Below are 12771 nucleotides of genomic sequence, written 5' to 3' on the forward strand. Positions count from 1 at the left end.
GAGCGTGCCGATGACCACGCTGGTGGGTCGCCGTTCGGAGCTGGCGGCGCTACGACGCTTGGTGGACACGGCCGGAGCACCCTCCGCCACGGAGATCGTCGGTGATCCGGGGATCGGCAAGACCCGGCTGCTGGACGAGCTGGCCGAGTACGCCCGGCGCTGCGGGCGGCTGGTGCTGCGGGGGCGTGCGGCCGAGTTCGAGGGGCGGGTGCCGTTCGGCCTGGTGGCCGACGCGCTCGACGACGTCGACCCGGCCGCTCTCGAGGGGGAGGATCTGGGCCTGGTGCGGTCGCTGCGCACCGGCCCGGCGGAGCCCGTCGAACGGTACCGGGTACACCGCGCGGTCTGCGCCTTGCTCGGGGCGCTGGCCCGGCCGTCCGGGCTCGTGTTGATCCTCGACGACATGCACTGGGCCGACGACGGCTCCATCGAACTGGTCGAGTACCTGCTGCGTCACCCGGCGCGCGGCCGGGTGCTGCTGGTCGTGGCCCACCGGCCGCGCCAGACCCCGGACCACTTGCGCGCCGTGCTGGCGCGCGCGGTGCGGAGCGGCGCGACGGCCCGGGTCCCGCTGAGACCGTTGACGCGGGCCGACGTGGACGAGCTGTTCGCCGATGAGGCGCCGGAGCGCCGGCGGCGGCTCTACTCCGCCAGCGGCGGAAACCCGTTCTATCTGCGGGCGCTGGCGGAACTGGCCGCCGGTGATCTGGTGCCGGCCGCGGCCGCCGTCGAGGGTGAGGTGCCGGAGTCGGTGCGCTCCGCGCTGCTCGCTGAGCTGTGCCGACTCACGCCGCGGCAGCTGCTGGTGACCCGCGCCTGCGCGGTGGCCGGTGACCGAGTCGAGGCCGGCCTCATCGCGCGCACCGCCGAGCTCGATCTCGCCGAGGTGCTTCCCGTGCTGGACGAGCTGGCCGCGCACGACGTGATCCGCCCGGTGCCGCCCGGCAACCGGTTCGAGTTCCGCCACCCCCTTGTCCGCCGGGTCGCCTACGACGCGGCGGGGGCCGGCTGGCGGATCGGTGCCCACGTCCGGACCGCTGCGGCCCTCCGCGCCGCCGGAGCGCCCGCCGCCGAGTTGGCCCACCACGTGGAACGGTCAGCGCAGCGTGGCGACGCGGAAGCGATCATGTCCTTGCGCGAGGCAGGCGCGGCCACCTTGCACAGGTCTCCCGCCGTGGCGGCGCACTGGCTGGAGACCGCCCTGCGGCTGGTGCCCGACGATCCGGCGGCCCTGCTGGTACGGCTCGACCTGCTCGGCATGACAGCCCGCGCGCTCGTGCTCAGCGGCCGGCTGGCCGACAGCCGCGACGCCCTGGACGAGCTGCGCCGGCTGGTGCCGGCCGGGATGGCCGAGATACGCGCCCAGACCACGGCCTACGGCGCCGCCGTCGAGCGGCTCCTGGGCCGCCACGCCGAGGCGCGCGCCCAGCTGCGGGCGGCGCTCGCCGAGCTGCCCGACCAGGACGGCCCGGCCGCGCTGGCCCTCAAGATCGGCCTGGCGACGGGCGTGGCGATGCGGGCCGAACCCGGACTCGATCGCGACTGGCCCTCGGCTGCGGTGGCGGCCGCCCGGCGGCTGGACGACCGTGTGGCACTGGCGTGTTCGCTGGCCCTGTCGGTGGTCACCGCGCATATGAACGGCTTGGCGAACGAGGAGGTCGCGGCCTGGCTGGACGAGAGCGCGGCGCTCACCGACGCGCTGCCGGACGGAGAGCTGGCTCCCGTCGTGGAGTCGCTCGTGTGGCTCGCCTCCGCCGAAACCTGCCAGGAGCGGCTCGACGACGCGAGCCGCCACCTGGTCCGCGCACTGGACATCGCCCAGACCACCGGGCAGAGCCACGTGGTGAACTACATCCACGGCATGTTCGGCGCCCGATACCTGCTGGACGGCCAGCTGGCCCGGGCCGCCGCGCACTACGAGGACGAGCTGGACGCCGCCTACCTGACCGGCAGCGACGCCCAGCGCAGCCTCGCCCTGCGCAACCAGTGCATGCTGGCCATCGTGGCCGGCGACGCCGAGAACGCGGTGCGGCTGGGCCGGGAGGCGCTGGCGTGCGCCGCCGAGGGCCAGTTCGCGACCGCCCGGCTGGCGACCGGAACGCTCGGCGGCGCCTACCTCCTGGCCGGCGACCCGGCGAAGTGTGTCGAGCTGGTGACCGACGCGAGTGGCGGTCAGGATCTGTGGGTCGTCGACCCGGTCGAGCGCAGCAACTGGTATCTGACGCTGGCCATGGCCGAGGCGGCGCTGGGTCACCCCAAGGACGCCGGCGCGTGGGCCGACCGCGCCTTCACCCATGCCGCCGGCCTGCCCAGGCGAACCGGGCTGGCCCACCTCGCGCGAGCGCACGCACTACTGCCGGACGACCCGGCCGCCGCGGCCACCGAGGCCCAGCGGGCGGTGGAGCTGTTGTGCGGTGCGGACGATCGGATCGCGGCCGGCCTGGCCAACGTGGTCGCCGGCACCGCACACGCCGCCAGTTCCCACCGGGAGGCGGCCGGCCAGAGGTTCGCGGCGGCGGTCGCCCTGTTCGAAGAGTGCGGCGCGCCGCACCAGGTCGAGAACGCATTGCGGGAACAGCAACGGACGAACGCCCGCTACCGATTGACCACGCGGGAGCTCGCGACGCTGAGGCTGCTCGCGGAGTCGCTCACCGCGGACGCTATCGCCCGGCGGCTCGGCATCACCGTCGGCACCATCCACAAGCACCTTGCCAGCCTGTATCGGAAGCTGGGCACCAGCGACCGACTGGAGACGGTCCTGTGCGCGCAGCGCCTGGGGCTGTTGCCGGGGAATACGGGGCCCGCGGGACCTGATCTACACCGGGTTCACGCCGCTCGACGGTGAGTGGCCCAGGACCCGCACCTCGGCCATGTTGAGCTCCTGCGGCGCCGCGGACGCGAGCCAGACCCGCACGTACCGGCCCGACGACGGGAGGTCGATCGTGGTTGGCCGGCCCGCCTGCTCCGTCTCGTGCACGCTGACCACACCCGGCGCGGTGAGGGCCTCGGCCAGGCTCGCGGGGAACGGCTGCGCGGAAACCAGGACGTGGTAGTCCGCCACCCGTTCGGCGCAGCAGTCCAGCCGGTTGTAGATCTCGATGGTCTCGATCTCGGTGGTCGCGCCGAGGTCGACCTGCCACCACGGCTGCGGTTCGGCGCCCGAGGTGGTGGAGAAGTCGGACAGGTCGCCGTTCACCGACTGGCCCGCCGCGTAGTCGGCCGACCAGTCGGAGATCTGCGTCGCCGTCTTTCCCTGGGCCACGTTGACCAGCGGCGGCAGGCCGAGAAACGCGTCGTGCTCGGCGCGCACCCGGTCGAGGAAGGCGTCGATGACACCGTCGCCGATCTGCACCATGCCCTCGACCCGGTTCTCGCCCGGCACCGAGCGGATCTGCCGGGCGCGCCGCTCCAGGTCCGTCATCCGTACGCGCGCCGCGGCCGCTGCAGCCGCGTCACCCGCCCGGATCGCGGCACGCACGTCCAGGCCGTTGTCCATCGCCTGGCCCCACAAGACGGTGGCGTCCAGCCAGTTCGCCGTGTCCGCGAGGAAGCCCGCGTCGCGGACGGTGCCGCGGATGGTGGCCGGCGCCGCGATGATGCCCCGGACGTACGCCCTCAGTTCGGGGGACTCCGCCGCGAGGAGGGCGGCCAACGCCGGTGCCTGCGGCTGCCACGGCTGGGCGCCGAAGGTCGGGGCGAGATGGTTGAGGTCGAAGAAGACGAGCAGGGCCCGCGTGCCGGCCGGGTCGCCGCCGGCCAGGTACGACGCGGCCCGCTGCCAGCTCGCGGCGGGCTGGTAGGCCCGGTCGTTCCAGGCGAAGTCGGCCATCGTGAAGACCGCGACCTTGCTGGCGGCGGCCTGGTTCATCGGGTTGGCGACGATCCCGGCCAGGTGGTCGGAGAGCCCGGCCTCCCGCTTGTCGTACGGCGCGAGCAGCAGCCTGCCGGCGGCCTGGGCATAGTCGTTGACCGGATAGTTGTCCCAGACGAAGACATCCCGGCCGAACAGCTCGGACGCGCGGGACGCCTGAGCGACGGTGATGCTCGGCGGTACGACATCGGTGCCGGTCCACATCACCAGCACTCCCGGGTCGAGCGTGGCCCGGATGACCTGCTTGTACGCGGTGTCGGTGAGGTCGCCGTACTCGGTCGGGACCATCTGCAGCGGCCTGGTCTCCGGATGGCCGGCCACGAAGCCGCGCTGCACGTCGTTGAGCAGGTCGACCTGCGCCCGGGCAGCCGCTCCCGGGCCGGGCGCGCCGTACGCCGTACGGTCGTCCACGCAGTTCCACCGGCCGTAGCTGATGTCGTCGAGCGGGATGGAGAAGTCCCGCACGCCGAGGTCGTACACGGCCTGCAACTTGGCGGTGAGCGCCTGCCGGTCCGCGGCGCTGGAGTAGCAGATCGACGCGCCGGGCGACAGCGCGAACGTGAACCGGACGTGGTGTGCCGTGGCGGCGTCGACCAGCTGCCGCAGCTCGGCGAGCTTGTCCGCGGGATACGGCTCGCGCCAGCGGTCGCGGTGGTAGGGGTCGTCCTTCGGTGCGTAGATGTACGTGTTCGCCTTGATGTCGCCGTAGAAGGCGAGCTGGTCCAGGCGCTCGGCCGGGGTCCACGGCGAACCGTAGAAGCCCTCGATGGTGCCGCGGCGCGGCATCGCGGGATAGTCGCTGACGGACGCGCCGGCGATGCGCCGCGGCAGGGCGAGCTGCCGGAGGGTCTGCACGGCGTAGTACTGCCCGGCGGGGTCGGCGCCGCCGAGCACCACCTGGCGCCGCTCGACGCGCACGGTGTATCCCTCGGCCTGCTGCGGGACCGCGGTGCCGGCGAGCAGGGCGGAGATGTCGGGACGGGCAGCGGGTCCGAGATAGACCGTGAGCCCCGCCCGGTTCGAGGGCCGCGACCGCCGGACGACGTGGTCGGCGCCGAGCCGGCGCAGCACCGTGCCGAGCAGGTCGGCGGCGGCGCGGTCGGTGGCGTCCGTGGCGATCAGCTCGACCCGGTCGGGCACGGCGACGTCCGGGCCGATGCGCTCGATCCGTTGCGGTGTGGGGGATACGACCGGTAGCGCGGTGGCGGGTGCGGCGGCCGCCGGCCCGGTCGCGCCCGCACTGGCCAGCAGGGTCGTGGCGAGGATCGGGAGAAATCTCGTGGGCCGAAGCATCCGAAAAGCATAGATGATCGTGAGTATCTAGCGCTATCCTGAAGCCCTTTAGTACTGTGTGGACAGTACCCCATACCTCCGGAGGTGCGCGTGCTTCGTCGCCGCTCGGTCACCACACTCGCGGCTGTCGCGACCCTGGTCGCCGCCCTCGCGGCGGTCCCCGCGAGGGCCAGCGACACCCTGCCCTGGACGGGTGCCGCGGCCAAGGGCGCCAACCAGCCCTTCCAGCACGGATACACCAGCGCCGACCTGCTGCGCTGGGCGCCGGGTTCGGATCTGTTCGGCGATCTGACCCGGTCCCGGGTGCCGCTCCAGCCCCGGGTCGCCCCGCTGAAGGAAACCCAGGCCGACCCCGGCCTCGACCCGGCGGTGCAGATGCTGACCCTCGCCGGGGACTACGGCAACGCCTTCTTCGAGAGCTATCCGTACAACAACGAGTTCAGCGCATACCTGTTCAACTACTGGCAGTACACCGACTTCTACGCGCCCTGGCACGGCATGGCGACCGAGGGCGTGCCGGAGCGGTTCTACGACCCGACGCTCGACTGGCGGGAGAAGTGGTTCGAGTTCGGGATGCTCAACCTGCCCAACCCCGGGTATACCAACGCGGCGCACCGCAACGGCGTGAAATCGCTCGCGTGCATCTTCTTCTCCGAGAACGACCGCGGCACCCAGACGTACAGCGAGCTGCTGGTCCAGGACGCGAACGGTGACTTCCCGGTGGCCCGCAAGCTGGTCGAGCTGGCCCGCTGGTACGGCTTCGACGGCTACTTCCTCAACCAGGAGGAGCCGTCGGTCGCGGTCGCCGACATCCCGCGCTACAAGGCCTTCCTCAAGGTGCTCCGGGATTCCGGGATGTACGTGCAGTTCTACGACGCGGTCGACAACAACACCGGCGCCCGTTCCTACCAGAACGCCTTCAACAGCGTGAACGCCCCGTGGGTGCGCGATCCGAAGCTCGGCGACGTCAGCGACTCGATGTTCCTGAACTACTGGTGGAGCAAGAGCCGGCTCACCTCGTCGCGCGACTACGCGAGGTCGATCGGGCTCGACCCGCGCAAGACCGTCTTCGCCGGGGTGGAGGCCGGCGGCTACCAGTTCAACCAGCCGTACAACCTGCAGGACAACCTCGACAGTGCCGGCGTGCCGATGAACGGCATCGCGACCCTCGGCGCCGACTTCGTGCACTCCGACATGGCCGGCAAGGAGGACGACGCCAACCAGTGGAAGGCGTACGAGCGGGAGCGGCGCTGGTGGACGGGCAGTTCGACCGGCGGCGCCGACGACGCGCCGAACTGGAAGGGCATCTCGGCCTACATCACCGAGCGGTCCGCGGCCGGCGGCACGGTCTTCGACACCACCTTCAACACCGGGCACGGCCTGGAATACGTGGCGAACGGCACGGTGTCCAACCCGGCCGAGTGGTCGAACATCAACATCCAGGACTACCCGGTCACCTGGCAGTGGTCCGTCGCGGCGGCCGGTGGCGCGACCCCGCTCGGGGTCGACTATGACTACGGCACCCGGTCCACCAAGCCGGACCGGTTCTCCTACCAGCAGGTCGGCGCCTACCAGGGCGGCAGCTCGCTGGTGCTGACCGGCGACCTGGCCGCCGACAACTACCTGCGGCTCTACCGCACCGACCTGGCCGTGACCGACAAGTCGAAGCTCGCCGTCACCTACCGCAAGGTCTCCGCGAGCGACGCCTCGCAGTTGCGGGCCGCGATCACCTTCGCCGACGCCCCGGGAGCGGTGGTGCAGGTGCCGGTCGCCGGGTCGGGCGCGCAGGGCGGCTGGACCGAGGCCACGCTCGACCTGTCCGGGTACGCCGGAAGGCGGATCGTCACCCTCGGCCTGTCCGCCGCCGCCGGGCCGGCCACCGTCGCGGGCTACCAGCTCAACGTCGGCCGGATCACGCTGACCGACGGCGCGTCGCACCGGCCCGCGAAGCCGACCGGATTCCACCTCCGGGCCGCGCTGACCGGCACCGACGAGCTCGAACTCGGCTGGAACCTGGACGGCTACGACAATGTGGCGCAGTACGCGGTCTACGACAACGGTGGGTACCTCGGCGGCAGCTACGACGACGTCCTCTACGTCAAGCGGTTCACCTCGACGAAGGGCACCCTGCAACTGCGGGCCATCGGCCACGACGGCAGCGTCAGCGAGCCCGCCACCATCGCGTACGACTTCGGTAAGGCACCGGGTGACGTGACCGCCACGGCGGCCGCGGATGGGAACGTGACGGTCAAGTGGCCGCAGCCGGTGCCCGCCAACACCCGGGTGAAGGTGACCTCGCAGTACCGGGACCAGAAGATCGTCAAGGAGACCACGGTGACCGCCGGCGCCACCTCGGCCGTGCTGTCCGGCCTGCCCACGACCGGCGGGCACTACCTGGTGACGGTCTGCGCCGGCGGCACCCCGGTCGCCTACCGAGGCGAGTTCGCCGACAGACAGGTCGAGCCGTACCCGGCCGCGCTGGTGAAGATCACCGGGAACACGTTCCGGTTCGCCACGCCGACGACGCCGGACTGGTACAAGCTCTATGTGAAGGAGGACGGTGTGGCCAAGACCTTCGCCACCACCTATTCGTCGGGGGCGAAGCCCTACATCATCCGCGGGCGGACAACCCTGACGGCGCTGACGGTCGGCATGGCCAGGTCCACTTCGGAGGTCACCGTGACGATCGAGGACTACTCGGGCAACACCGCGACCACGGTGGTCCGGAGAGCCGCGACCGGCTGAGCCGCTCCCGTGTACGGTGTTGGCCCCGAGAAAACCGAGGAAGTATGCCGCCGCGCAAAAGCCGCCCGACCCTCAAGGATCTGGCCACCCGCCTGGGGATCTCCGAGTCGGCCGCGTCGTTCGCGCTCAACGGCCGGCCCGGCGTCTCGGAGCAGACCCGCCAGCGGGTGCTGAACCTGGCGAAGGAGTTGCAGTGGGCGCCGCACCACGCGGCGCGCACGCTGTCCGGCATCGTCACGTCGATGACCGTCGGCTTCGTGCTGACCCGCGACGTGCGGGAGTTCGGGATGGAGAGCTTCTACCTGCGGCTGCTGACCGGCGCGCAGGCGGTGCTCAGCGACCGGGGCTACGCGCTGCTGTTCCAGATGACGCACTCGGTCGACGAGGAGCTGGCCGTGCTGCGCCGCTGGAGCGAGGAGCGCCGGGTCGAGGGTGTGATCATCAGCGACCTGCGCCGGGGCGACCGGCGGCCGGCGCACCTGCGGGAGCTGGGCCTGCCGGCGGTGCTGGCCGGCGGGCCCGACCCGAAGCGGCTGCTGCCGTGCGTCAAGGTCGACGACGGGGTGGTGATCCGGCTGCTCGTCGAGCACCTGCGGGAGACCGGACACCGGCGGGTGGCGTACGTCAGCGGCCCGGCCGACCTGCTGCACGTCCACCGCCGGACAGCCGCGTTCTGGCAGGCCGCGGCGGGCCTGCTGGCCGAGCCGGCGGTGGTCGGCACCGACTACAGCGACGAGCAGGGTGCGGCCGCCACCCGCCGGCTGATCGGCGCGGACGCCCGGCCGGACGCGGTGATCTTTGACAACGAGGTGCTGGCGGTGGCCGGCGTGCGGGCGCTGCGCGCGGCGGGCCTGTCCGTGCCGGCCGACATCTCGGTGGTCAGTTGCGAGGACTCGGCGATCTGCACGGCGTTGACGCCGTCGTTGACCGCGGTGCAGCGCGACCCGATCGTGTTCGGCGAGGCGGTGGCGCGCAAGCTGCTCCGGCTGGTGCACGACGAGCCGGAGCCGGCCGGCGAGGCGCAGCAGCCGACCATCGCCATCCGGGAGAGCACCCGCGCTCGCTAGTTCGATCCGCATCTATCAAGCTATTTGTGGATATCTATTGACTGGCGCACTAAAGCGCTTTAGCGTTTGACCTCGTGCACCTCAATTCGTCCACTGTGCTCGCCCGCCTGCAGCGGGTGGTCCGGGACCGCATCCGCCCCCTGTCGCACCGGCCGGTCGCCGACGTTTCGGTGACCGCCTGGCGGGTCGACGGCGACGGCGAGCCCGTGCCGGCCGCCCGAGCGCTCGGGCTGACCGGGGAGCGGCCCGCCTATCAGCCGCTCGCCGTCGGCGACACCTGGGCACCGGCGTGGGGCACCACCTGGCTGCGCGTCGAGGGCCGGGTGCCCTCCTGCTCGTCGCCGGTCGAGCTGGTGCTCGACCTGGGCTGGTTCGACCACTCGGTGGGCGGGCACTGCGAGGGCCTCGCCTACCGGCCGGACGGCGTGCCGGTCAAGGCCCTGCACCCGCGCAACGGGTGGGTGCGGCTGACCGGGCCGGGCGCCGCCCCCGGCGTGCTCGCCGCGGACGGCTCGTTCACGCTCTACGTCGAGGCGGCCGCCAACCCGCTGCTGCTGGGCCTGCCGCCCTTTGTGGAGACCACGCTCGGCGAGAAACCCGGTCCGGGCGAGCCCGAGCCGTACCGTCTGGTCGCCGCATGGCTCGGCGAGTTCTCCCCGGAAGTCTTCGAGCTGTTGCGCGACCTCGAGGCCACCGGCGACCTGCTGCCGCAGCTGAGCCCGGACGAGCCGCGCTACTGGCGGGTGCTGCGCGCCGTCGAGGCCGCCCTCGACGCGACCGGCGTGGCGGAGGCCCGCGCGGCGCTGGCCGGCGTGCTGGGCCAGCCGGCCCACGCCACCGCGCACCGGATGACGGCGGTCGGCCACGCGCACATCGACTCGGCCTGGCTGTGGCCGCTGCGCGAGACCCGGCGCAAGGTGGCGCGCACGCTCACCAACGTGCTGGCGCTGATGGAGACCGACCCCGACCTGGTGTACGCGATGTCCTCGGCCCAGCAGTTCGCCTGGGTGCAGGAGGACCACCCGGAGCTGTTCGAGCGGGTCCGCGAGCGGGTGGCGCAGGGCCGCATCGTGCCGGTCGGCGGCATGTGGGTGGAGTCGGACGCGGTGATGCCGGCCGGCGAGTCGCTGGTCCGGCAGATCAGCTACGGCCAGCGCTACTTCGCCGAGGCATTCGGGCACCACTCCGAAGTGGTCTGGCTGCCGGACAGCTTCGGCTATTCCGGAGCGTGGCCGCAGCTGGCCCGCCGGGCCGGATACCGCTGGTTCCTCACCCAGAAGATCTCCTGGAACGACGCCACCGTCTTCCCGCACCACACCTTCGCCTGGGAGGGCATCGACGGCACCCGCATCCTGACCCACTTCCCGCCGTCGGACACGTACGCCGCCGAGGTCACCGCGGCCGAACTCCGGCACGCCGTGACCAACTTCCGCGACAAGGCGATCTCCAGCCACTCGCTGCTGCTGTTCGGGTACGGCGACGGCGGTGGCGGCCCCAACCGGGAGATGCTCGCCCGCGCCCGGCGCTTCCACGACCTGGAGGGCGCGCCCCGGGTCACCCTGCGCGGCCCGGAGGACTTCTTCGCCGAGGCCGAGGCCGAGATCGGTGACCGGGCGCCGGTCTGGGTCGGCGAGCTCTACCTGGAGCTGCACCGCGGCACGCTGACCTCGCAGATCGCGATGAAGCAGGGCAACCGCCGGGCCGAGGCGCTGCTGCGCACCGTCGAGCACCTGGCCACGGTCGCCGCCGTCCGGGACGGCGCCGCATACCCGTACGACGAACTGGACGAGGCCTGGCGCACGGTGCTGCTGCACCAGTTCCACGACATCCTGCCCGGCTCCTCGATCTCCTGGGTGCACCGCGAGGCCCGGGAGACGTACGCCCGGCTGGACACTCGGCTGCGGGCCCTCCTGCCGAGCAGGGGTGCGCCCGGGCGCCTGGTCGGCGGCAGCGTGCTGCGTGACTCGCCCAACGAAGCCCCGGTCGCGGAAGGCGTGCTGGACAACGGCATCCTGCGCGCCGTCATCGGCCCCGACGGCCTCGTGCGACAGCTGACCGACCTGCGCACCGGACGGGAAGTCGCCCTCGACGGCTTCGGCACGCTCGCCCTGTTCCGCGACGAGCCGGTGCGCTGGGACGCCTGGGACCTCGACCGGCACGTGCTGCGCAACCCGGTGCCGATGACCGGACCGGTGACCGTCGAGACCACCGGCACCGGCGTCGTCGTCAACCGCCGGCACGGCGATTCGGCCTTCACCACCACGTACGCCCTGAGCGCCGATCGCCTGGACATCACCGTCGAGGTGGACTGGCAGGAGCGCGAGCATCTGCTCAAGCTCTCGTTCCCGGTCGCCGTGCGCACGTTGCGGGCCCGCTACGAGACCCAGTACGGCGCCATCGAACGCCCCACCCACGAGAACACGCTCGCCGACGAGGCCCAGTACGAGGTCTGCTCGCACCGCTGGGTGCACGTGGGCGAGCCCGGCCTCGGCGTCGGGGTGGTCAACGACTCCACCTACGGATGCGACGTCCGCCGGATCCCCGGTGGCACCGAGATCCGGCCCACGCTGCTGCGCGCCCCGCGCTTCCCGGACCCGGACACCGACCGCGGGCGGCACACGTTCCGGTTCGCCGTGCTGGCCGGCGACGAATCGCGGACCCGGTACGCCGCCGACGAGCTGAACGCGCCACTGCTCGACGCGGTCGCCGACGTCGCACCGCTGTTGTCGATCGACCTGGAGTCGGGTGCCGCGGTCATCGACTGGGTGAAACTCGCTGACGACCGTGGCGGCGATGTCGTCGTCCGGGTGCACGAAACCCTCGGCGGGCAGGCCCGTGCCCGCCTCGAGACCGGCTTCGCCGCCACGGTCACCGAGACCGATCTGCTCGAACGTCCGCTACCCGACGGCTACGACCTGCCCGTCGCGCTGGCCGGCGAGCGGCTACTGCTCGGCCCGTACCAGATCGCCACGCTCCGCCTTTCCCCCACACCGTCCGAGGAGTACTGACATGAAACCCATCAGGTACGTCCTGCCCGCCGTGCTCGCGTTCACCCTGGGTGCCTGCGGCATCGGCGGCGGCAGCGACGAGTCGACCGCCCCGGTCAGCGGCAAGGTCACCGGCGAGATCACCTTTCAGACCTGGAACCTCAAGGGCAGCTACGCCGACTACTTCAACGGGCTGGTGACCGCCTTCCAGAACGCCAACCCGGGCACCGCGGTCAAGTGGATCGACCAGCCGCCGGAGGGCTACCAGGACAAGCTCTCCGCGGACGCGGCCGCCGGCTCGCTGCCGGACGTGGTCGACATCGGCCCGGAGGCGGCGTTCACCCTGGCCAACGCCGGCATGCTGCTCGACCTGTCGAAGACCGACCCCGGGGCGCAGTCGGCGTATCTGCCGAAGGCCTGGGACGCCAACAAGTTCGCGTCGCTCGGCGGTGGCACCTACGCGTACCCGTGGTATCTGAACACCGGGCCGTCCTTCTTCAACACCGCGCTGCTGGCGAAGTGCGGCGTGGCCAAGGACCCGCTGCCCGCGACCTACGACGCCCTGTTCGCCGCGGGCAGGACCATGGCGACCAAGTGCAAGGGCGACACCACGATGGTCGGCCGGCTGCCGGCCATCGAGACCTTTGGGACGTACGGCGTACCGCTCATGGACGCCCAGGGCGCCAAGTTCACCTTCAACGACGCCAAGGGCGTGGAACTGGTCAACCACTACAAGGACCTGTACAAGGCCGGTGGCATGACCGAGGACACCCTCAACAAGCTGCAGACCGGTGAGCTGGACGCGTTC

The 12771-nt window shown here is 72.0% G+C and carries 6 protein-coding genes; 5 read left to right on the plus strand and 1 reads right to left on the minus strand.

Going from position 1 to position 12771, the window contains the following annotated elements; genetic code table 11:
• The first annotated feature begins 10 nt into the window (after positions 1 to 10).
• Positions 11 to 2845, plus strand: coding sequence for an AAA family ATPase (locus tag DMB66_RS34170; RefSeq protein ID WP_125808256.1), 2835 nt, complete (start codon positions 11 to 13; stop codon positions 2843 to 2845).
• Here the strand turns inward: DMB66_RS34170 and DMB66_RS34175 are convergent.
• Positions 2816 to 5164: a beta-N-acetylglucosaminidase domain-containing protein gene (locus DMB66_RS34175; RefSeq protein ID WP_125808257.1), complete on the minus strand. Its 2349-nt coding sequence runs from the start codon at positions 5162 to 5164 to the stop codon at positions 2816 to 2818. The genes DMB66_RS34170 and DMB66_RS34175 overlap by 30 nt on opposite strands.
• An 84-nt stretch (positions 5165 to 5248) precedes the next feature.
• On the opposite strand from DMB66_RS34175, the gene DMB66_RS34180 reads away from it, so the two are divergent.
• The 4 genes from DMB66_RS34180 to DMB66_RS34195 form a co-directional block, all read left to right on the plus strand.
• Positions 5249 to 7909, plus strand: coding sequence for an endo-beta-N-acetylglucosaminidase (locus tag DMB66_RS34180; protein WP_125808258.1), 2661 nt, complete (start codon positions 5249 to 5251; stop codon positions 7907 to 7909).
• A gap of 44 nt (positions 7910 to 7953) precedes the next feature.
• Positions 7954 to 8976, plus strand: a complete 1023-nt coding sequence (locus tag DMB66_RS34185; protein ID WP_125808259.1) for a LacI family DNA-binding transcriptional regulator — start codon at positions 7954 to 7956, stop codon at positions 8974 to 8976.
• A 74-nt stretch (positions 8977 to 9050) separates the two neighbouring features.
• On the plus strand, positions 9051 to 11984 hold the full coding sequence (locus DMB66_RS34190; protein WP_125808260.1) for a glycoside hydrolase family 38 C-terminal domain-containing protein: 2934 nt from the start codon (positions 9051 to 9053) through the stop codon (positions 11982 to 11984).
• A gap of 1 nt (position 11985) precedes the next feature.
• The coding region (locus tag DMB66_RS34195) for an ABC transporter substrate-binding protein (protein ID WP_125808261.1) at positions 11986 to 12771 on the plus strand (786 nt) is incomplete at its 3' end.

This window comes from Actinoplanes sp. ATCC 53533, from assembly GCF_003947245.1.